This is a genomic window from Streptomyces sp. NPDC037054 (assembly GCF_055606745.1).
In genome coordinates this window covers 165,565-187,094 of sequence record NZ_JBVJSJ010000014.1, presented here as the reverse complement: position 1 = coordinate 187,094, position 21,530 = coordinate 165,565, and the positions used below count along the sequence as shown (strand labels likewise).

19 protein-coding genes are annotated in these 21,530 nt (G+C 71.3%); 11 read left to right on the top strand and 8 right to left on the bottom strand.

What is annotated here, in order from left to right:
* Nucleotides 1-22 precede the first annotated feature (22 nt).
* Nucleotides 23-2,095 (top strand): trypsin-like peptidase domain-containing protein, encoded by a 2,073-nt coding sequence (locus ACZ7D7_RS29145; protein ID WP_470828139.1) that lies wholly within the window; start codon nucleotides 23-25, stop codon nucleotides 2,093-2,095.
* Nucleotides 2,096-2,287: 192 nt separating this feature from the next.
* On the opposite strand, the gene ACZ7D7_RS29140 is transcribed toward ACZ7D7_RS29145, so the two are convergent.
* Nucleotides 2,288-3,166, bottom strand: coding sequence for a leishmanolysin-related zinc metalloendopeptidase (locus tag ACZ7D7_RS29140; protein WP_470828137.1), 879 nt, complete (start codon nucleotides 3,164-3,166; stop codon nucleotides 2,288-2,290).
* A 245-nt stretch (nucleotides 3,167-3,411) separates the two neighbouring features.
* Between ACZ7D7_RS29140 and ACZ7D7_RS29135 the strand changes: the two genes are divergently transcribed.
* From ACZ7D7_RS29135 to ACZ7D7_RS29105, 7 genes are all read left to right on the top strand, one after another.
* Entirely contained in the window at nucleotides 3,412-4,125 is a 714-nt protein-coding gene (locus ACZ7D7_RS29135; RefSeq protein ID WP_470828136.1) for a hypothetical protein, read from the top strand.
* Complete coding sequence (locus tag ACZ7D7_RS29130; protein ID WP_470828135.1) at nucleotides 4,122-5,249, top strand: DNA/RNA non-specific endonuclease; 1,128 nt, start codon at nucleotides 4,122-4,124, stop codon at nucleotides 5,247-5,249. The genes ACZ7D7_RS29135 and ACZ7D7_RS29130 overlap by 4 nt, the downstream gene beginning before the upstream one ends.
* A gap of 104 nt (nucleotides 5,250-5,353) precedes the next feature.
* On the top strand, nucleotides 5,354-6,445 hold the full coding sequence (locus ACZ7D7_RS29125; protein ID WP_470828133.1) for a hypothetical protein: 1,092 nt from the start codon (nucleotides 5,354-5,356) through the stop codon (nucleotides 6,443-6,445).
* 171 nt (nucleotides 6,446-6,616) lie between these two features.
* A complete protein-coding gene (locus ACZ7D7_RS29120) occupies nucleotides 6,617-6,724 on the top strand; it encodes a putative leader peptide (protein WP_470828132.1) in 108 nt (35 codons plus the stop codon).
* Between the two features lie 310 nt (nucleotides 6,725-7,034).
* Complete coding sequence (locus tag ACZ7D7_RS29115) at nucleotides 7,035-8,039, top strand: TauD/TfdA dioxygenase family protein (protein WP_470828131.1); 1,005 nt, start codon at nucleotides 7,035-7,037, stop codon at nucleotides 8,037-8,039.
* Nucleotides 8,040-8,235: 196 nt separating this feature from the next.
* Nucleotides 8,236-9,957, top strand: a complete 1,722-nt coding sequence (locus ACZ7D7_RS29110; RefSeq protein WP_470828130.1) for a cellulase family glycosylhydrolase — start codon at nucleotides 8,236-8,238, stop codon at nucleotides 9,955-9,957.
* A gap of 191 nt (nucleotides 9,958-10,148) precedes the next feature.
* Entirely contained in the window at nucleotides 10,149-11,375 is a 1,227-nt protein-coding gene (locus ACZ7D7_RS29105; RefSeq protein ID WP_470828129.1) for a cytochrome P450, read from the top strand.
* A gap of 51 nt (nucleotides 11,376-11,426) precedes the next feature.
* Here ACZ7D7_RS29105 and ACZ7D7_RS29100 read toward each other — a convergent pair whose 3' ends face one another.
* From ACZ7D7_RS29100 to ACZ7D7_RS29075, 6 genes are all read right to left on the bottom strand, one after another.
* Nucleotides 11,427-12,689 carry a cytochrome P450 gene (locus ACZ7D7_RS29100; RefSeq protein ID WP_470828127.1) on the bottom strand — a complete coding sequence of 421 codons (1,263 nt, stop codon included), beginning with the start codon at nucleotides 12,687-12,689 and terminating at the stop codon, nucleotides 11,427-11,429.
* A complete protein-coding gene (locus tag ACZ7D7_RS29095; protein WP_470828125.1) occupies nucleotides 12,686-13,303 on the bottom strand; it encodes a GTP-binding protein in 618 nt (205 codons plus the stop codon). Before ACZ7D7_RS29095 ends, ACZ7D7_RS29100 begins: the two co-directional genes overlap by 4 nt.
* The gene (locus ACZ7D7_RS29090; protein WP_470828123.1) at nucleotides 13,284-13,640 is read right to left on the bottom strand and encodes a DUF742 domain-containing protein; all 357 of its coding nucleotides are present in this window, start codon (nucleotides 13,638-13,640) and stop codon (nucleotides 13,284-13,286) included. The genes ACZ7D7_RS29095 and ACZ7D7_RS29090 overlap by 20 nt, the downstream gene beginning before the upstream one ends.
* A complete protein-coding gene (locus ACZ7D7_RS29085; protein WP_470828122.1) occupies nucleotides 13,637-14,095 on the bottom strand; it encodes a roadblock/LC7 domain-containing protein in 459 nt (152 codons plus the stop codon). The genes ACZ7D7_RS29090 and ACZ7D7_RS29085 overlap by 4 nt, the downstream gene beginning before the upstream one ends.
* A gap of 81 nt (nucleotides 14,096-14,176) precedes the next feature.
* A complete protein-coding gene (locus ACZ7D7_RS29080; RefSeq protein WP_470828121.1) occupies nucleotides 14,177-15,973 on the bottom strand; it encodes a sensor histidine kinase in 1,797 nt (598 codons plus the stop codon).
* 443 nt (nucleotides 15,974-16,416) lie between these two features.
* On the bottom strand, nucleotides 16,417-17,493 hold the full coding sequence (locus tag ACZ7D7_RS29075; RefSeq protein WP_470828119.1) for a PRC and DUF2382 domain-containing protein: 1,077 nt from the start codon (nucleotides 17,491-17,493) through the stop codon (nucleotides 16,417-16,419).
* A gap of 181 nt (nucleotides 17,494-17,674) precedes the next feature.
* Between ACZ7D7_RS29075 and ACZ7D7_RS29070 the strand changes: the two genes are divergently transcribed.
* From ACZ7D7_RS29070 to ACZ7D7_RS29060, 3 genes are all read left to right on the top strand, one after another.
* Entirely contained in the window at nucleotides 17,675-18,235 is a 561-nt protein-coding gene (locus ACZ7D7_RS29070; RefSeq protein WP_470828118.1) for a hypothetical protein, read from the top strand.
* 115 nt (nucleotides 18,236-18,350) lie between these two features.
* On the top strand, nucleotides 18,351-19,214 hold the full coding sequence (locus tag ACZ7D7_RS29065; RefSeq protein ID WP_470828117.1) for an AraC family transcriptional regulator: 864 nt from the start codon (nucleotides 18,351-18,353) through the stop codon (nucleotides 19,212-19,214).
* 78 nt (nucleotides 19,215-19,292) lie between these two features.
* Nucleotides 19,293-20,333 carry a YihY/virulence factor BrkB family protein gene (locus ACZ7D7_RS29060; RefSeq protein WP_470828115.1) on the top strand — a complete coding sequence of 347 codons (1,041 nt, stop codon included), beginning with the start codon at nucleotides 19,293-19,295 and terminating at the stop codon, nucleotides 20,331-20,333.
* Nucleotides 20,334-20,406: 73 nt separating this feature from the next.
* Here ACZ7D7_RS29060 and ACZ7D7_RS29055 read toward each other — a convergent pair whose 3' ends face one another.
* Nucleotides 20,407-21,477 carry a LacI family DNA-binding transcriptional regulator gene (locus ACZ7D7_RS29055; RefSeq protein WP_470828113.1) on the bottom strand — a complete coding sequence of 357 codons (1,071 nt, stop codon included), beginning with the start codon at nucleotides 21,475-21,477 and terminating at the stop codon, nucleotides 20,407-20,409.
* Nucleotides 21,478-21,530: the final 53 nt, after the last annotated feature.

Here is a 21,530-nt window from a genome sequence, read left to right as displayed (position 1 = left end):
GGCAAGAGCAAGGGTCACGGGCATGGCAGTGACGGTCGACGCACGTGAGGAACGGCTGAAGCAGGCCGAGGCCGCGGCCGAGCGCTATCGGGCGACCAGCGGCGAGCGCCGGAACGTGGAGCGGCAACTGGACGCCGGCGTACGGTTCCCGGACTCCCCGGAAGCCATCGCGGTACGCGCCGCCCGACTGCTCGACCGGCAGGCCGTGCCCGCCGCGGCGGCGGTGGAAAGCATCCGGGAGGACCACCTGACCGCCCCCGCCGCGCACGAACGCATTCTCGGACTCTCCAAAGAACTCCAGGCCTGGAGTTTCCTGCCGCGCGGCGCACGCGCGGCCCGTACCGTCGGCCGGATATCCGCCCGGGAGAACGGCCGCGAGATTCCCCTCGGCACCGGCTTCCTCGTCTCGCCGCGCCTGCTGATGACCAACCACCACGTCCTTTCGGACGCGGACGCCGCGCGGCAGTGCCTCGTCGAATTCGACGCACAGGTCACCATCGACAACACCCCAGGCGCCTCGATCCGGCTGGAATTCGACCCGGACACGTTCTTCGTCGCGGACGAGCGCCTCGACTTCGCCCTGCTGCTGGTGCGCCCGGCGCAGGACGGCAGGCCGCCGGGAGACGTCTTCGGCTGGAACAGGCTCAGCGTCCAGCTGGGCAAGCTGGTCATCGGCGAACCGGTGAACATCATCGGCCACCCCATGGGCCGCCTCAAGGAGATCGCGGTCCGCGACAACGCCTTCCAGGTCCGGCTGGACGACTTCCTGCACTACCGGACCGACACCGAGCCAGGGAACTCCGGCTCACCGGTCTTCAACGACCAGTGGGAAGTGGTGGCCCTGCACCACAGCGGCGTACCGGAGAAGGACGACCAGGGCCGCATCCTGCGCAAGGACGGCAAGGTGTGGCAGCCGGGCGACGGCGACGACGCCATCGCCTGGGTGGCGAACGAGGGCGTCCGCATCAGCCGCGTCCTCAAACACCTCGCCGCGCTGCCGCTCGACACGGCACGGCGCGCCCTGCTGGCCGAACTCGGCCCCGACTCCGGCCTCCGGGAGAGCGGCACAGGACCGGCTGCGGTGCTCACGGCCCCGGAGGACTCCGCCCCCGCGACCGCCGTACCCCGCCCCGCGACCGCCGTGTCCCGCCCCGCGCGGGAGGCGACCGCCGCACGGGTCGGGCTGCGCCCGCGACCCACCGCCTTCGGCGGCCACCGGCACCTGGTCTTCCTGCACGGCAGGAGCCAGCAGGACAAGGACCCGCAGAAACTGCGGAGGGACTGGACGGCCGGACTCAACCACGGACTCACCCGCGCCGGAATGGCCACGGTCGACCCGGCGGACGTCTGGTTCCCGTACTACGGCGACACCCTCGCCGGGGCGGTGCGGCGGCACGAAGCCGCACCCCGGCCCTTCGTCGAGACGGCGCCCGGCCTGGTGGCGGAGGCGTACGCGCCCGCCGGACCGGCCCGTGGCACCTACGAGCAGCTGATCGCCGAGGCGGCGGCCAAGGCGCAGATGCCGCTGGACGGCGAGTCGGCCGAGGAGGGGTTCGGCGGCTCGGTGGTCGGGGCGCTCCAGCGGCAACTGAGCTGGCTGGCCGCCAAGACCGACGTGGACGAGTGGCTCATCGCCACGGTCCTGCGAGACGTCGCCGCATACCTCGACGACCCGGAGGTGCGGGACGCGGTCCTGGACGTCGTGCTCGACGCGGCACCCACCTCCGGGCAACTCGTCCTCGTCACGCACAGCCTGGGCACGGTCGTCGGTATGGACCTCGTCACGCGGCTCGGCCCGGAGGTGGACCTGGTCCTGCTCGTCACCGCCGGCAGCCCACTCGGGCTGGACACCGTGCACGGCAGACTGCTGCTCGGCGGTCCCGGACCGTTCCAGCGGGAGTTCCCCTGGCTCAACGCCTGGTGCCCCACGGACGCGGTGGCCATCGGCTGTCCGCTGAACGCTGTCTGGAAGGCGGGCCACCTGACGGACCTCGCCGTCGTCAACTCCCGTGACCGGGTGCACCACATCGAGGAGTACCTCGCCCACCCCGAGGTCGCCGCCGGCATCGGGCGCGGCGTCGCGGCAGGAGTCTGACGCCACCGCGCCCGGCCTTGCCCGTCAGGCGCCGCACCGCCTTGCCCGTCAGGCGCCGCACCCGGCTTTGCCGGTCACCCGTTCAGGCGCCGCACCCCGCCTTGCCGGTCGGGCGCCCGGCCTTGTCCGTCGGGCGCCCGGCCACTTCCGTCGGGCGCCCGACGCGTTCCATCGGGGTCGTCGCCTCGTCCGTCACGGTCGTTCCGCCGGGACCCGGGTCGGGACGGTCGGGAGGACCACATGCTCCGCCACCGCCGCCGGTACGCGGCCCGAGGTCGCGATCTCCAGCAGGTCCGGCAGGTCGTAGGGCTGGGCGGCGTCCAGGTCGACCGTGTAGCCGAGGTCTCCCAGGCTCGCCACCGTCAGCCGGCTCAGCGGATTGTGGCTGCCGTCGATGGACGGTGACATCAGCTCGTTCTCGAACACGCTCTCCCGCCAGTGGCCGCCCGCGCTTCCGGGTCCGCCGACGTTGGCCACCGGCACCGGGGCGGGACCTCGGCCCGTGAGCCTGCCGAACTCCTTCATGGCGCCGGGCCCGACGAAGGTCGGATCGGGGCCGGGGAAGCCCTTGAGGAGGCCGAAGTCGGACCAGATGGTGCCGATGCCGAGCACGTGCCCCATCTCGTGCGTGATGACGTCGAGCAGCGTGCCCTCCTCCTCCTCCATCTGCGCCAGGTCGGCGCTGTCGAACCGCATGAGTCCCTTCACGGGCAGCCCGGCGCCGGAGACAGCGGCGTCGCTGCGGAAGCGGGTCGGCCCGGCCTGACCGAGGACGTTGGGGACGTTGTTGACGCCGTCGATGGGCACGCCCTCCGCGTCGATCAGGAGGTCGTCGATCACGACCTCGCCGGTGAAGTCGCGGATGATCGCCGTCTCCAGGTCCCCGACGACCACACGCGCCCACCGGTCGGCCGCCTCGGCGAACACGGCCCGCTGGCTGTCCGTCAGCCCGCCGATGAACCGCACCTCGATCTGGAACGGGGAGGTGGTCGCGGCCAGTTCCGCGGCACGGAGGCCGTCGGCGACGGCCCGATACGTTTCGAAGGCATAGGGATGTGATCGGCTGCCCATGGCCATCACTTCCATCACGAGTTAGGGAACGAGTAGGGAAGTGAAAAAAGAACGAGTGAGGGAACTCGTCTCTCCCGGACCACATTACTCGCCCTTTTTCGTCACCACTCGTCCATTTCGTCACCCATTCAATCAAGTGCCGCCGGACATCGGCCTCTTGATGCGGGGCACCGGGCCGTCTCGACGCGCCGGGACGGTGTCCGCGCCGTAGTCTGGAAGTGCAGGCCTGCGTGAAGGAGTCCGCCATGGCTGCCGGACAGGACGAGCTGATCAACCATCTCAAGCGATTCATTCGCACCCGGGGTTCACGATTCCTCGGCGACCCGAACATCTCCTCCATAGGCATCGGATACAAGGAGCGGAACGGGCGGCGAACGAAGGAACTGGCCCTCCAATTCACGGTCGACAGAAAAGTACGGCCGGAGGAAATGGAAGGCCTCAACACCACCGGGATACCCCCGGTCATCGACATTGGCGGCGGCGTGGAGGTGCCCACCGACGTCGTCCAGCGCGCCTACCAGCCGCACTTCCTCGTGGTGGCGGAAGGCGAGACACCGCAGCGGCAGAAACGCCTCACCCCGGTCCGCCCCGGCACCAGCGTCGGGAACGTCAAGGTGTCGGCCGGCACCTTCGGCTGCGTCGTCTTCGACCGCAACGACGGTTCCCCCTCCGTGCTGAGCAACTGGCACGTGCTCAACGGCCGCAGGGGCGAACTGGGTGACGCCGTCGTGCAGCCCGCGAAGGCGGACGACAGCCGCCTCGCGCTGAACCGTCTCGGCGTCCTGAAACGCGCCCACCTCGGCCGCATCGGCGACTGCGCCGTCTCGACGATCACGGACCGCGAATTCGTCACGGACATCCTCGATCTCGACGTCACACCGCGAAACTGGGCGAACCGCAGATCGACGACAAGGTCGTCAAGAGCGGCCGCACCACCGGCGTCACCCACGGCGTCGTGACCCGGCCCTTCGTGAAGGTGAGCATCAACTACGGGGTGCCGGTCGGAGTGCGCGAGATCGAGTGCTTCGAGATAGGCCCCGACCCGAAGCACCCGGCGGACGGCGACGAGATCAGCCTGCCCGGCGACTCCGGCTCGGTGTGGCTGTTCACGACGCGTTCCGGACGGCCCACGGACGTGCTGGCCGGACTGCACTTCGGCGGCGAGGCCGACGAGGACCCCGAGGACCGTGCGCTGGCCTGCTTCCCGCAGGCTGTCTTCGACGAACTGAAGATCACCCTGGAGCAGCCGGCCCCCGAATCGCTGGAGGCCGTCAGCGGATACGACCCCGGCTTCCTCGCCGTACCGATCCCCACGCCCCGGCTCAACCCGTCGATCAAGGACGACGCCGTCCGGCTCGACGGATCCGAGGTCGTCCCCTACACGCACTTCTCGCTGGCCCAGAGCGCCTCGCGGCGGTTCGCCATCTGGGTGGCCTGGAACGTCGACGGCGGGCTGCTCAAGAAACTCGCCCGCACAGGCATCGAGTTCGTCAAGGACCCGCGCCTGCCGGCCGACGCACAGGTCAGCAACGAGCTCTACAAGGGCCGCACCAACCGGCTCGACCGGGGCCACATAGCGCGCCGCGCCGACCTCGTCTGGGGCACCCTGACCGAGGCCACGAAGGCCAACAAGGACTCGTTCTTCTACACCGACATCACGCCGCAGATGGACGACTTCAACCAGAGCTCGCGCGACGGCATCTGGGGTCACCTGGAGGACGCCGTCTTCGAGGACGTCCGGGTCGACGAACTGAAGGTGAGCGTCTTCGGCGGACCCGTCTTCCACGACGACGACCGCGTCTTCAGGGGCGTCATGATCCCGCGCGAGTTCTGGAAGGTGATCGTCTACACCGAGGACGGCACCCTCAAATGCAAGGCGTTCCTCCTGACGCAGAACCTGGAGGTGACCGAGGCACTCGAACTCGACGAGTTCCGGGTGTTCCAGGTCAAGCTGTCCGAGATCCAGAAGCGGACCCACCTGCGCTTCCCCACCGCCATGACCAGGGCGGACACACTCGTGGTACCGGAAGCAGCGGAGGAACGGACCCCACTGGAGCGCCAGTCCGACATCGACTGGAGCTAACGGGGGCGCACCGGGCCGGTGAGCCGATGAGCCAGTGGGCCGGTGAGCCGGTGGGCCGGTTCCCGCTCGCGAGAGGAGTGCGGCGACCGCGAAGCCGCGTCGACATGACCGAGAGACCGAAGATCTGGCACCGCCGCAGGGCGAGTGCGTACGAGAAAGGGCTGTGGGAGCTCCGGGAGGGACTCGCGTCGCGCATCAGCGAACTCGAGGCGCTGCTCCGGTCCAAGACGGTGCGCACCGACGTACCGGCCGAGGAACAGGCGCTGGCCGCCGAGGCGTTCAAGGAGCTGGAGCAGGCCAGGGACACCCTGCACCACGATCACCCCCGCCGCATCCCCGCGGCACATCTCGCCGTCGCCCAGACGCACTTCGACGTGGCGCACAGCCTCATGCTCAGACTGTCGTCCCCGGACGAGGTCACGGCCATGATGCCGGGCCTGGTCGCCTACGTCCGCGAGCACCTGCCCCTCGACGACGAACGCCGCGTGCAGGTCGAGGAGATCGGCCTGGCCGTCCGGAGCGGCGCCGTCCTGAGTGCCGCACAGCGCGAGGTCGTCGTGGACGCGGTGTCCGTCGCCCGCCAGTCCCACCTGCGCGAGAACCTCCGCGTCAGGAGCTTCACCTACGTGCTGTACGGCATGACCGTGGCGCTCACCGTGCTCGTGATCCTGGTGGGTGTCTTCGGCGCCGTCGCCCCGCACACCGTTCCCCTGTGCTTCCACCCCAAGGGGATCGGAGTGGTCTGCCCCACGGCCGGCGACACGTCCGAGGCGAGCAAGGCACCCGACGGCGACGTCGACGAGCTGTTCGCGGACGTCGCCTCCCGCTGGGACTACCCGGTCGTCGCCTTCGTCGGGATCGTGGCAGCCGCCGTCGCGGCGGCGACCTCCCTGCGCCGCATCAGGGGAACGTCCACCCCCTACAACCTCCCCGTGGCCCTGGCCCTGCTGAAACTCCCGACCGGCGCCCTGACCGCCGTACTCGGACTGCTGCTCATGCGCGGCGAGTTCATCCCCGGCCTCACCGCGCTCGACTCCTCCGCGCAGATCATCGCGTGGGCCGTGATCTTCGGGTACGCCCAGCAGCTGTTCACCAAGCTCGTCGACAACCAGGCCCAGACCGTCCTCAACTCCGTCGGCGGTCCGCACAACAACCCCGGCAAACCGGTGCGCGACGCACAGGCGCCCGCGGCCTGACGCCGACGCCACGAACGGGGTTCCGCGCTGCCCTCTCCGGTGCCTTCCCGCCCTGTACCTCCTGCTCCGTCCCTCCCGCCCCGCCCCCAGACCCATCCGGTTCCGCCCCGTTCCCTGGACGACGGGAGTGTTTCAGGGGCGTGAAGCGGGGCCGGGAAGCCTTGACCGGCCGTGCGGTGCCTGGTCAAGCTCGTGGACATGACCGCGACGACCCTCCTCGTGACGCGGCTCCACATCGACCTGGAGCGCATGGCCTCGGCCGCCTGTCGGCGCCGCTGAGGGACACGGGACGTCCGGGACACGGGACGTCCGGGGCATCCGCGGCGCTCCCGGCACTCCCGCCGGGTCCGCGATGCCGTCCGCCCGTCCGGTGGCGGCTCCTCCCAGTGCTCGCCGGCCCTCGCGTCCTCGCCCACCTCGTGGGCCACGCCGACCGCCACGCACCGGTGGCCCTCCCACGCACCGCAGGACACCCCACCGCGCACACGCGGCCTCAGTCGCGCGCCCTGCCCCACCCCACCCCGCCCCACCCTGGCCCGCCATCCCCCATCCGCCATTCGCCGCCCGTTCCCTTCGCCGAAGGACCCTCATGACCACCTCCGTCCCCGCCCTCACCGACACCCCCGTCCCCGCCCCCACCGACACCCCCACACCCCCGACCGTCGAGCGGATCGGCGGCCGTATCGGCGCCGTGCTGCACGGTGTCCGGCTCGGCGGCGACCTGTCCGGGCCCACCGTGGACGCCGTCCGCGCCGCCGTCCTCGCGCACAAGGTGGTCTTCCTCCGCGACCAGCACCACCTCGACGCCGACAGCCACGAGGCGTTCGCCAGGCTCCTCGGCACCCCGGTGGCGCACCCCACCGTGCCCTCCGTGGACGGGCGTTACGCCTTCGCCGTCGACAACGACCACGGCGGCCGCGCCAACCAGTGGCACACCGACGTCACCTTCGTGCCCGCTTACCCGGCGTTCTCCGTCCTGCGCGCCGAGATCGTCCCGCCGTACGGCGGCAACACCCTGTGGGCCAACACGGCCGCCGCCTACGCCGGACTGCCCGAGCCACTGCGGGTGCTGGCCGACGGTCTGCGCGCCGTGCACACCAACGACTACGACTACGCGGAGGCCCGCCCGCACGCCTCCGCCGCGGAACTGGCCCAGCACCGGGAGGTGTTCACGTCCACCCGCTTCCGGACCGAGCACCCGGTGGTGCGAGTGCACCCGGAGACGGGGGAGCGCACCCTCGTCCTCGGCAGCTTCGTGCAGCGGCTCGCCGGTTTCAACGGGCGGGACTCCCGGGCCCTCATCGGTGTCCTGCAGTCGCACGTCGAGCGCCCCGAGAACACCGTCCGCTGGCAGTGGCGCGCCGGTGACGTGGCCATCTGGGACAACCGCGCCACCCAGCACTACGGCGTGGACGACTCCGACGACCACGAGCGCACCCTGCGCCGCGTCACGATCGACGGGGACGTCCCGGTGGGCGTGGACGGCCGCCGCTCGGTGCTGCTGGAGCCCGAGTCGGTGCCGGAGCCCGCGCACGGCATCGCCTCCGGAGCCTCCACCGACGGGGCGGTGGCGCAGGCGAGAGCACCCCGTTGATCCAGTTGATCCAAACGATCAACGGGGGAGCGGCGGCCGACCCCCGCACCGGCCGCCGCGTCTGATTTTCGAACGTTTTTCGACCCGTCCCCCGCTGCGCGACGGGTTGACGTGGTGCTGGCCGAATGGCTTCATGGGAGCGCTCCCACACCTGACCGATGTTCAGTTTCTTGGCGCTCACCCCCATGGAGGCGCAGTGAGAACGACGACAAGCACGACCCCACCGGCCGGTGCCGAGACCCCGCCGACCCGTGCCACTACCCCGCCGACCACGCCCGTCCTGGCCGCGCTGCTCGCCCTGGCCCTCCTGCTCGGGATCACCGCCCTGAGCGCGGGCCCGGCCGGTGCCGCCGAAGTGCGCGACACGGAACCGCCCCGCACCCGGGCCGTCGGCCTGCACATCAGCGACGGCCGGCTGATCGAGGCGAACGGCAACGACTTCGTCATGCGCGGCGTCAACCACGCGCACACCTGGTACACCAGCCAGACCCAGTCATGGGCGGACATCAAGGCACTCGGAGCCAACACCGTCCGCGTCGTCCTGTCCGACGGCCACCGCTGGACGAAGAACGACGCCGCGGACGTGGCCGCCGTCGTCGACCGGTGCAAGGCCAACCGGCTGATCTGCGTGCTGGAGGTGCACGACACCACCGGATACGGCGAGGAGGCCGCCGCCGGAACGCTTGACCACGCGGCCGACTACTGGATCGGCCTCAAGGATGTACTGGCCGGTCAAGAGGACTATGTCGTCATCAACATCGGCAACGAGCCTTGGGGCAACACGAACCCCGCCGGCTGGACCGAACCCACCGTCGCCGCCGTCAAGAAACTGCGGGCCGCCGGCTTCCAGCACACGATCATGGTGGACGCCCCCAACTGGGGCCAGGACTGGCAGGGCGTCATGCGCGCCAACGCCCGGACGGTGTACGACGCCGACCCCACGGGCAACTTGATCTTCTCGATCCACATGTACAGCGTCTTCGACACGGCCCAGGAGATCACGGACTACCTCAACGCGTTCGTCACCGCCCGACTGCCGATCGTCATCGGCGAGTTCGGCGGCCCCGCCGACCAGTGGGGCGACCCGGACGAGGACACCATGCTGGCCGCGGCCGAGCAGCTCGACCTCGGCTACCTTGCCTGGTCCTGGAGCGGCAACACCGACCCGGTCCTCGACCTCGCCATCGGCTTCGACGCCAAGCGGCTCAGCTCCTGGGGGCAGCGCATCTTCCACGGCGTCAACGGCATCGCCGCGACCTCGCGCGAGGCCGAGATCTTCGCCGGCGGCCAACCCGACACCCAGGCCCCGACCGCACCCGGCACCCCGACCGCGTCGTCCGTGACGGCCACCTCCGTCACGCTCACCTGGCCCGCCGCCACCGACAACGTCGGCGTCACCGGCTACGACGTCGTCCGTGTCGCCGCCGGCGCGGAGACCGAGGTCGCCGCGTCCACCACCACCTCGGCCGGCGTGTCCGGCCTCTCGGCGGGAACGGCGTACACCTTCGCCGTCTACGCCCGGGACGCGGCCGGGAACCGCTCGGCCCGTTCGGCGACCGTCGGTGTCACCACCGACAGGGACGGCGGTGGCACCCCGGGCGCCTGCTCCGTCGGCTACCGCGTCGTCGGGGAGTGGCCCGGCGGCTTCCAGGGCGAGATCACCCTGCGCAACACCGGAACCACCCCGCTCCGCGACTGGACGCTCTCCTTCGCCTTCCCCGACGGGCAGAAGATCACCAACATGTGGGGCGGCACCCCCGCCCAGTCAGGCGGCACGGTGACCGTCACCCCCGCCTCCTACACCACCACCATCGCGGCCGGGGGTTCGGTCACCCTCGGCTTCACGGCGGCCAAGGGCAGTACGAACGCAAACCCGACCGCCTTCACCCTGAGCGGCAGCACCTGCGCCACGACCTGACCGACCCGCCCGCGTGCCGGCCGGTGAACAGGCCGTCCCGGCCGGCACGCCAGGCCTGAAACCCACCGGACAGCGAGCGCTTTCGGACAAGGATCGCCCCACGGGCAACAGCCGCCCGGGACACCCTGTCCCGTCCGACGGATGATCAATAACCTTGTGGGGCAAGCCCGTTACTCACTTCAGGGAGCCCCATGTCCACCGCGCAGCAGGTCCCCGACATCCTCTCGCCCGAGTTCGCTGCGAACCCCTACCCGGCCTATCGCGCGATGCGCGAGAGCGCTCCCCTGATCTGGCACGAGGCCACGCGGAGTTACATCGTCTCGCGGTACGAGGACGTGGAACGCGTCTTCAAGGACAAGGCGGGCGAGTTCACCACCGAGAACTACGACTGGCAGCTGGAGCCCGTGCACGGCAAGACGATCGTCCAGCTCGACGGCAGGGAACACGCCGTGCGCCGTGCCCTCGTCGCGCCCGCCTTCCGGGGCAACGATTTGCAGGAGAAGTTCCTGCCGGTGATCGAGCGCAACTCCCGGGAACTCATCGACGCCTTCCGGCACACCGGCTCCGCCGACCTCGTCGCCGACTACGCCACGCACTTCCCGGTCAGTGTCATCGCGGACATGCTCGGCCTGGCCAAGGCCGACCACGACCGCTTCCACCGCTGGTACACCGCGGTCGTCGCCTACCTCGGCAACCTCGCGGGCGACCCCGAGGTGGCTGCCGCGGGGGAGCGCACCCGCGAGGAGTTCGCCGCGTACATGCTGCCGATCATCCGCGAACGCCGGGACAACCTCGGCGACGACCTGCTGTCCACGCTGTGCGCCGCCGAGGTCGACGGCGTGAAGATGAGCGACGAGGACATCAAGGCGTTCTGCAGCCTGCTGCTCGCCGCCGGCGGGGAGACCACGGACAAGGCGATCGCGAGCATCTTCGCGAACCTGCTGACGCACCCCGACCAGCTCGCGGCCGTCCGCGAGGACCGCACCCTGATCGCCCGCGCGTTCGCCGAGACACTGCGCTACACGCCGCCGGTCCACATGATCATGCGGCAGTCCGCGACCGAGGTGACGCTCAGCGGCGGCACGATACCCGCGGGCGCCACCGTCACCTGCCTGATAGGCGCCGCCAACCGGGACGAGGAGCGCTACCGGAACCCGGACAGCTTCGACATCTTCCGCGACGACCTCACCACGACCACCGCCTTCTCCGCCGCCGCCGACCACGTCGCGTTCGCCCTCGGACGGCACTTCTGCGTCGGCGCCCTCCTCGCCAAGGCCGAGGTCGAGATCGGCGTCGGCCAACTCCTCGACGCCATGCCCGACGTACGGCTCGCCGACGGCTTCGACCCGGTCGAACGAGGCGTGTTCACCCGCGGACCGCACTCCCTGCCGGTGCGCTTCACCCCCGTCGCCGACTGACGCACGCCGCCTCGCGGGCGCGGGCCCCGCGCCGGGGCCCGCCCACGAAGGTCACTGCACCACGGGAGTGAACTCCACCGGCAGCGCCGTCAGTCCGCGCATCCAGATCGACGGACGCCACGTCAACTCCTCGGGGTCCACCGCCAGTACGAGGTCCGGCAGCCGCTCCAGCAGCGTCTCCACGGCCGTCCGCGCGATGACGTCGGCCAGCAGCGGCGCCGGATACGGGCAGCGGTGCTCGCCGTTGCTGAACGACAGGTGGGCGGAGTTCTCCGCGCCGACGTGCGCCTCCGGCCAGATCTGCGGATCCGTGTTGGCCGCGGCGAGCCCCAGCACCAGGCAGTCACCGGCCCGGATCTGCCGCCCGCCGAGCTGGGTGTCGCGCACCGCCCAGCGGCCGATGAAGTTCTGCGTCGGAGTGTCCAGCCACAGCACCTCGTTCAGTGCCTCGCCCACACTCAGCCGGCCGCCCGACACGTTCAGCGCGAACCGCTCGTCGGTCAGCAGCAGACGCAGCGTGTTGCAGATCCAGTTCGCCGTCGGCTGCTGCGCCGCCGCGATGATCGAGACGAGGTCCTGGACGATCTCCTCGTCGGTCAGCCCCGCCGGGTGCAGCAGCATCCGCGAGGTCACGTCCGGGCCGGGCCGCTCCCGCTTCTCCTTCACCAACTGCGTGAGCCGCGCGCCGACCCTCCCGTACGCGGCCACCGGGTCGTCGCCCTCCGCCGCGTCCAGCGAGATCCGCAGGTCGTCCACGAGCTGCTGGGTGTCCGTGCCGGAGTGCGGCATCCCGCACATCTGGACCGCGGCACGCATCGGCAGGGCGTGCGCGTACGCGCTCATCAACTCCGCCTGGCCGCTGCCCGCGAAGGCCGCGATGAGCTGGTCGGCGATGTTCTGGCAGTCCCGGCCCAGCTCGAACTGGTCGATGCCCTCCAGCGCCTCGGTGATCACCCCGGCCCGCCGCCGGTGCTCCTCGCCCTCGGTGAACAGCACCGACGGCTGGTATCCGACGAACGGCAGCAGCGGCCAGTCCGGGGGGATGTTCGGCCACTGGTTCCAGCGGCGCGAGTCCCGCGCGAACAGCTCGTCGTGGCTGGTCACGTAACTGACCTCGGAGTAGCCGAGCACCAGCCAGGCGGGGATGTCGCCGTCGAGCAGCACGGGGGCGACCGCGCCGTGCTCCCGGCGCAGCGCCCGGTACAGCTGCGACGGCGTCTGCTGGTACTCGAGGCCGCCCAGGCGCACCGCGCCCGCATGGGCGGGGCAGCCAGGGGCAGCCGCGTCGGCGGAAGGGGATCCGGTGTCGGTCACGGTGTCGTCTCCTGGGCCAGGGCCAGTTCGTAGAGGTGGTCCACGAGCGTGATCAGCACGTCCTTCCCGGACTGCCTGACCCGCGCGTCGCAGTCGATGAGCGGCACGTGCTCGGGCAGGGCGAGCGCGTGCCGGATCTCGTCCAGGGAGTACCTGCTGGTGTCGTCGTCGAAGCGGTTCACGGCGACGACGAACGGCGTCCGGTGGTGCTCCAGCCTGTCTATCGCGTACCAGGAGTCGTCCATGCGGCGCGTGTCGACGAGGACCACCGCGCCGAGGGTGCCGGAGAACAGCCGGTCCCACAGGAACCAGAACCGCTCCTGGCCGGGCGCGCCGAACAAGTACAGCACCATGCGCTCGTTGAGGCTGATCCGGCCGAAGTCGAACGCCACCGTGGTGGTCGTCTTCCCCGCCACCCCGCTCGTCTCGTCCACACCGACACCCGCCTGCGTCATCACCTCCTCGGTGTTGAGCGGCCGGATCTCGCTGACCGAGCGGACCAGCGTCGTCTTGCCGACTCCGAAGCCGCCCACGACGACGATCTTCAGACCGGTCTCCGCGGCGTCGTCCAGGGGCGTGCGGTGGGAGGGGAGCTCAGAGGTTGCGGAGCCCATGGAGCACCTCCTTGAGAAGGGCGGTATCGGGGAGCGAGGCGACGGACTGCGCCGCGCGCGGGTGGCGGGCGGTGATACGGCCCGTGGCGAGCAGGTCGCCGAGCAGGATGCGCACCACCGTGATCGGCAGCTTCAGCTCCGCGGCGATCTCCACCACGGCCGCCGGATGCCGGCACAGCTCGAGGATCCGGGCGTGCTCCGACTGCATGCCGGCCGTGGGTTCGCACTCGCTGACGACGAGGGTGACCAGGTCGAACGCGTCGTCGGCACGGCTGCGTCCGCCCGTGACCGTGTAGAGCCGGTCGGGATCACCGGTGTCCACGGGCCTGCGCGTCACGAGGCGGCACTCCCCGGGACGGGCTGGCGTGGCTCCGCCCGCAGATGCTCCCCGATCTGCTCGACCAGCTCGGTCATCTGATGGCCGACGACGCCGGGGTCGGCGTCCTCCTCGGCGACGACGGCGAGGTGCGCGCCCTGACCGGCCTCCACGATGAACAGCAGGCCGCCGTGGAATTCGGTCATGGAGTGCCGCACGCCGCCGGTCCCGTCGCCGAACTCGACGGAGGCGCCCTGCGCGAGGGCCTGGATACCGGAGCAGATCGCCGCCAGCTGGTCGGCCTGGTCGAGCGACAGGTGTTCGGTCCAGCACAGCTTCAGGCCGTCCCGGGACAGGACCAGGGCGTGCCGCGTGCCGGGGGTGCGCTCCAGAAGGCTCTGCAGAAGCCAGGTGAGGCTGTTGTCGGTGGTCTGCATGGTGGGTGATGGGACGGTGGTGCCCGGCTGACCGGTCACCGGCCCGTTCCTCCAATCTCACGTGCTCAAGCGGGGGGAGTGGGCGCCAGGACCCCGGGCGCCGTGCGGGAAGGACGTGGCCTACGGCGCTGCCGGCGGCTCGGGGTCGGATGCGGGCCGGGCGTCCGGACCGGTGGCGCCGCCGGACCGGCGTCCGCGGTGGAAGGCGCCGAAGCGGGAGCCCGCGTCACGCGCCGGGGAACCGCCGGGGTCCGGCGTGGCGTCCCGCGCGGGACCGGCGTCCGTGTCCCGGCGCTGCTCGCGCTCGCGTTCGGCCTCGGCCATCGTGCGACCGGGCGTACGGACCGGCAGGCCGTTCGGGGTGGATCCGCGCGGGCGCCGGTGCGCTCCGCCCTGCTCGGGCAGTTCCACGCGGGCGGCGGGCCGTTCCACGGGAGCCGGACGCGAGGCCGGGGCGGGCACCGCCGGCGCAGCGGGCGGCTCGGGCGCGACGGCAGTGGCGGGGACGGCGGGCGCGGGCCCCGGCGCGGGCGCCGCCACGGCCGGCCGGCCCGCCGTCGGCGCCGGGTCGCGCTGCTGGGCCAGCAACTGCGGCGGTACGAGGACGACGACGCCCGTGCCACCCCGCGACGACGGCCGGTAGTTGACGCTGAGGCCGTACTTGACGGCGAGCCGCCCGACGACCGCCAGACCCAGCCGCGTGCCCTGGAGGGAGGCCAGGTCGGTCATGCGGCCCGACACCGCCTGCTCGGCGCGCCGCATGGCCGCGTCGGCCATCTTCAGGCCGCTGTCCTCGATGGTGATGACGATGCCGGCGCTGCGCTCCTCGACGTAGACGTGGACCTCGTCGATCGGCGGCGAGAAGTTGGCGGCGTTGTCCATCAGCTCGGCGAGCAGATGCATCAGGCCTTCCGCGGCGAAGCCGGAGATCGCGGCGCTCGTCGAACAGTGCAGCCGCACCCGCTGGTAGGCGGCGATCCGGCCGACCGCGCCGCGCAGGATGCTCTCCATCACGATCGGCTTGTTCCAGGCGCGGCTCGACCGGCCGCCCATGAGCAGCGCCAGCCGGTCCGTCATCAGGCCCAGCTGCGAGGTGCTGTGGTCCAGCTTGAGCAGATCACCGAAGACCTCCTCGCCGTGCCGTTCCTGCATCTCCCTGAGGTCGGCGAGCATGCTGACGGCCTTCGCCTGCACGCGGCTGAGCGCCTTCGCGGAGGCGGCCTGCGCCGCTGCCGCGCGCCGCTCGCTGAGGGCGATCTCACGCACGAACGATTCGGCAGGCACGCGCAGCAACGGCAGGCGGGGCCAGTCCAGTTCGGCGAGCACGGTGTCGGCCGACTGGCCGTCGCGGAGCTTGGCCACCCCGGCGGGCAGGGTCTCGTGCGTGAGCCGCTCCAGCTCCGCCGCCGCCTCGTTCAACTCCTCGCGGGCCTGGCGGCGTTCGGCGTCCAGCGCGGCCGCGTGCTGCACGGCCTCCTCGACGACGGAGGCGAAGGTGTGCACGACCTGCCGCAGCTGCGGGTCGGACGGCGGTGTCACTGTCGTCAGGGTGTCACTTGCGCCTGCGCCGTCCCGCAGCCGCTTGACGACGGCGGGCAGCGTGACGTTCACCAGGTGCGCGGTCTCCGCCGACAACTGCCCGGACTGGGCCTTGAACTGGCCGACCTCGGCGAACTGCCGCGCCGCGGACCGGCGGGCGCGCCGGATCAGCAGGGTGCTGACCACGACGGTGACGGCGAGGCAGAGCCAGCCGCCCAGGGCCGTGGCCGGTGCCCAGGGCCGGGTGTCGGCGGGCGCCGCCAGGGCCACCGCGCCGGCGGCCGCGGCACTCACCACCAGCACGGCCAGGGGTACGGCCGGTGAGGGCTTGTGAGCCTTCGCTGACCGGTGCTGACTGGGCGGTGCAGGCACTGACATTCCGCGGTCCCTCGGTCCTTGAGAGCAGGAGAATCGGGTCGACCGGCATACGGCGGTCGCAGGCCAGGAAGACCGCCGACAAAATGACGGCGGTCTTCCGGACCGGGTATGCGCTCATGCTAGTCATCCTGCTGCGCACCGAGTTCTGACCTGGAACATCGTCACGCCCAAACGCGATTTCGTCCCGAAGTCGCCGCCCCGAACGCCCCTCGTGGTAAGAGGTGCGCCGTGCATTCGCCGCGGCGCACAAAGGCCTGGTGACGGCAGTTCTGCGCGCGTTCGGTCAACTGCGCGAGGATTACCGTTTCTTCGGTGGGGCCAGTCCTCGAAGGAGTGAGTGGTTTTAAGTCAACTGCGAGTCCCGGAAAGGAAGTGAGAGCGTATTTTCACGCGATTCCGGGCCGCGTGCGCGGCCCGGAAAGGACGTGGTGACTGTTGTCGTGTCACTTCTTGCGGGGCTCGCCTCCTTCGTCGATCTCGGTGTCGATCCGCTCCTTGCGGACCCGGCCGCGTACGGTCTGCTGCTCGACGTGCTCCTCGGTCGTCAGGCGCACCCGCTCCACCGGAACGGTCTCGGTCTCGACGACCGGGCGCTCCTCGTGCAGCGTGACCTCGTGCTCGGCCTCGGAGATGGGCTCGCCGGACAGGGCGGCGTCACGGTTGGCCTCCGTGATCGGCTCGCGCTCGACGCGGACTTCCTCCCGGCGTATCGGAACGGTCTGCTCGACCTCCTCGGTGACCACGTACTTGCGCAGCCTGGCGCGTCCGGACTCGTGGCGCTCGACGCCGACCTTCATGCGCTCCTCGGAGCGCGTCATGGCGTTGTCCTCGCGCATGCCCTTGCGCTCGCCGGCCCCGGTGCGTTCACCCATGCCACCCCGGGCCCGCGTCTCGGCCCGGTCGCCCGCGGTCATGCCGGTGCCGGCCGCGGTGCGGTCGCCCGTGCCCGCGCGTCCGGTCATGCCCGTGCCCGTGCCCGTGCCCGTGCCGGCTGTCGTGCGGTCGCCCGTTCCGGTGCGTCCGGTCATGCCGGTGTCGGCCTTGGTGCGGTCGCCGGTCCTGCCGCGCGCGGCGTGTCCGGCCGCGCCCGCGGCTCCGGCGGCACCCGCGGCTCCTGCCGCGCCCGCCGTGCCCGTGCCCTCCCCGCCGGAGTGGGCCCAGCCGCCCTCGCCGGGCCGGTTGGCCCGCTGCCAGGCGTCGTCCCAGTCGATGCCGTAGTAGTCGTACAGGCGGTGCTCCTCGTCCTCGGACAGGTGGCCGCCCCCGTCGACGTCCACGTGCGGGGCGTCCTTGATCTTGTTCTTCGGGTAGGGCACCTCGAGGTGGTCCTGTACGAGGGCTGCCTCCCGGATCGGCACGAACGACTCGCTCGTCCCGAACAGGCCCGTTTTCACCGTCACCCACTCAGGACGGCCGGTCGCGTCGTCGAGGAAGACGTGCTTCGCCTCTCCGATCTTGTTGCCGTCGGCGTCGTACACCGGGTGATCGAGCACCGCGGGGATCTGTTCTCTGGTGATCATGGATCGTCGCTCCTTCCATGTCCGACACGTCCCGGGTGCACCAGGAGAAACAGGGCGAAACACGCAAAACATGACCCATTTTGTCCTCTGGTGGACGCGCGTAGAGCTCGGGCACCATCTCCCTGCACGACAGCACCACCTGCACAGCCACCCCACAGGTTTCATCGCAGGAAGGCTCCGCATGAAGGCTCAGAAGCCTCACACGGCCCTCGAGGCCTCGCCGTCTCCGAAGACCCGGAAGCGCGCGAGGATCCGCTCGGTCCTGACCGCCCTCGCCCTCGTCGTCGCACCCGGCGTCGTCGTGGTGGGCGGCGCCGGCGACGCGTTCGCCGTCACCAAGATCAGCCACTCCACCGCGACCTCCATGTTCCGCCAGGTCGGCATCACCTGGTCGTCCTCCGGCGGCTGCTCCGACCGCAACAACCCGACCTGTACGTCCTTCGAGCAGCTCAACCTCGCCTCCGCCCAGGGCGCCCAGACCCTGAAGCGGGCCAGCGGCTGCGCGCTGAACATCACCGGCGGCACCGAGACGGGCCACGCCGGCGGCACGTACTCGCACTGGAACGGCTACAAGCTCGACTACAGCAAGTACACCTGCATCGGGAACTACATCAAGAACACGTTCACCTACATCGGCGTGCGCGGCGACGGCGCCCCGCAGTGGCGGTCCGGCTCGGGCAACATCTACGCCGACGAGGGCAACCACTGGGACGTGACGTACTACAACTGCGGCGGCTGCTGACCCCGCAGCGCGTCCGCGGCACCCCGGCCGGACCCGACCGAACCGGGCACGGAAGGTCGGGTCCGGCCCCGCGGCCCCTCCGTAGCGTGAGGCGTCGTAAGGGAAGGAGACCGGGGTGCTGGACCGGCTGAACGAGGCCATGGCGTACATCGAGGAGCACCTCGACGGGACCGTCGACGCCGCCGAACTGGCGCGCATCGCCGTCACGTCGGAGTACCACTTCCGCCGGATGTTCTCGGCACTGGCGGGCATGCCGCTGTCCGAGTACGTCCGCCGCCGGCGGCTCACCGTCGCCGGCGCGGAGGTGCTCGACGGGCGGCGGACGCTGCTCGACATCGCCGTGCGCCACGGCTACGGCTCGGGGGAGGCCTTCGCGCGTGCCTTCCGTGCCATGCACGGGGTCGGCCCGGGCGAGGCCAGGCGCGGCGGAGCCACGCTGCACGCACAGCCCCGGATGTCCTTCCGGCTCGTCGTCGAAGGGAGTACCGGCATGCGGTACCGGGTCGTGGAGAAGGAAGAGTTCCGAGTCGTGGGCAGGAAGGCGCGGGTGCCGCTGGTCCACGAGGGCATGAACCCGGCGATCGTCGCGTTCGTGCGGAGCATCGGCAAGGAGACGCTGGAGCGGCTGGCGCGGCTCTCGGACCAGGAACCCGCCGGGCTGCTGAGCGCGAGCGTCAACCTGGACGAGAGCCGCGCGGAGGGCACCGAGCTCGACTACTACCACGGGGTCGTCACCGGCGCCGACGCCCCCGAGGGCATGGACGTCCTGACCGTACCGGCGGGCGCCTGGGCCGTGTTCGAGAGCTCGGGCCCCCTGCCGGAGGCCGTGCAGTACCTGTGGCGCGACGTGTTCACCCAGTGGTTCCCGTCGCACCCCTACCGCAGCAGGCCGGGACCGGAGATCATGCGCGCCGAGATCTCGCGGGACGGCGCGCACGCCGACGCGGAACTGTGGATCCCCGTGGAGCGCACCGCCTGATCCGGGTGCCGGGTGACCGTCCGGCGCGACCTGCCGTCCGGCGCGAGTGGGACGGGGCCAGGCGGTCACTCGGCACCCATGAGTCGACTTTCGAAACTGGGACACAGGCAACACACCCACGACGAGTCCGAGCCCCGCTACGGGCCGGACGACCGGGTGGAACGTGCGGCACCGGACACCCCGACGGACCTGCCGAAGCGGTCCTGGGGGGCGGTGCTCAAGGGCAGCCTGAGGGAGTTCAAGGACGACGAGCTCACCGACCGCGCCGCCGCCCTCACCTACTACGGCGTGCTGTCGCTGTTCCCGGCGCTGCTGGTGCTCGTGTCGCTGCTCGGCATCGTCGGCAGGTCCGCCACCGACAAGGTGCTGGAGAACGTCAACAAGCTCGCCCCCGGCGCGGCCCGCGACATCATCACCCGGGCCGTCGAACAGCTCCAGGGCAGCAGCGGCACCGGCTCGATCATGGCGATCGTCGGCCTGGTGCTGGCGATCTGGTCGGCGTCCGGCTACGTCGCCGCGTTCATCCGCACGGCCAACGCGGTGTACGACGTGCCGGAGGGCCGCCCCGTGTGGAAGGTCCTTCCCGTGCGGGTCGCCGTCACCGTCGTGCTGATGGTCCTCGCGGTCGTCAGCGCGCTGATCGTCGTCTTCACCGGCTCCCTGGCCCGCCAGGTCGGCACGACGCTCGGCATCGGGGACTCGGCGCTGACGGTCTGGTCGATCGCCAAGTGGCCCGTCCTCGTGATTCTCGTGACGATCATGATCGCGATCCTGTACTGGGCGACGCCCAACGCCAAGGTGCGCGGCTTCCGCTGGATCACACCGGGCAGCTTCCTGGCCCTGGTGATCTGGCTGATCGCCTCCGCGGGATTCGCCTTCTACGTCGCCAACTTCGCCTCGTACAACAAGACGTACGGGACGATGGCAGGCGTGATCGTCTTCCTGGTCTGGCTGTGGATCAGCAACCTGGCCATCCTGCTGGGCCTGGAGTTCGACGCCGAGACCGCGCGGCAGCGGGCGATCGCCGGCGGGCACCCGCCCGAGGCCGAGCCCTACGCCGAGCCCCGCGACACGCGGAAGTGGGACGAGCAGGACCGGCGCCGCATGGACGGCCGGTGACGCCGGACCCGGGCACCCGGGCAGGTGATGCCGGACCGGGCGCGCCCGCCGCTGCCCGCGCGCTCGGCGGGGCTCAGCGGGCGGCGGCCGGGGGAGCGGTGCTGCGGCGCACGACGAGTTCGACCGGGACGAGCGACGACGTCGGCGCCGGCTCCCGCTCGGCGTCGATCCGGTGCAGCAGGAGCCGCAGGGAGCGCGTGCCGATCTCGGCGAAGTCGGTGCGCACGCTGGTCAGCGGCGGCAGCAGGTGGGCGGCCTCCGGGATGTCGTCGTAGCCGACGACACTGACGTCGTCGGGGACCGCCCGGCCCGCCTCGTGCAGGGCGTGCAGGACGCCGACGGCCATCTGGTCGTTGGACACGAACACCGCCGTCACGTCCGGGTCCGCGGCCAGGCGGCGGCCCAGCTCGTAGCCCGATTCGGCGCTCCAGTCCCCGACGAGCGGCTCCGGTACGGCAGCGCCCGCGGCCTCCAGCGTGGCCCGCCAGCTCGCCAGCCGCTGGTCGGCGGGGGTCCAGCCGCTCGGCCCCGCGAGGTGCCGGACGGTCGGGTGACCGAGGGACAGCAGGTGCTCGGTGGCCTTGCGGGCGCCCGTGCGGGAGTCACCCGTCACCAGCGGCGTGCCGTCGTCGAGCGGGCTCTCCAGGACGACCAGCGGAACGCCCAGCCCCGTCGCGGCCAGTGCCCGGCCCACCCACACCTGCGGGGCGATGGCGATCACGCCCTCCGCGCCCTCGGCCGACAGCCGCCCGACCGCCTCCACCACCGTGTCGTGGTCGACCGTGTCGAGGGCGATCGAGCTGATCAGGTAACCGGCTTGCTGCGCCGCCGTGTTGACGGCCGTGAGGATGGCGGCCGGACCGTAGCGGGCCGCGTCGAAGGAGAGGACGCCGAGCATCCGGGTCCGTCCGCTCGCCAGCGACCTCGCGCTGCGGCTGGGCCGGTAGCCGAGCGTCCGCATCGCCTCCAGGACCGCTTCGCGGGTCGTGGCGCGGACGGCGGGGTGGTCGTTCAGCACCCGGGACACGGTCTGCTTCGACACACCCGCCAGCCGGGCCACGTCGTCCATCACGGGACGCGACCCGGCGAAGTTGCGTCTGCTGCGCCACGGGGGGACGGAACCTTCGTCGGCGCTTCGGGTCATGACGGGTGTTTCCTTGATGGGCTCACGGCGGGCACGGCCGGCCCGGCAGGACC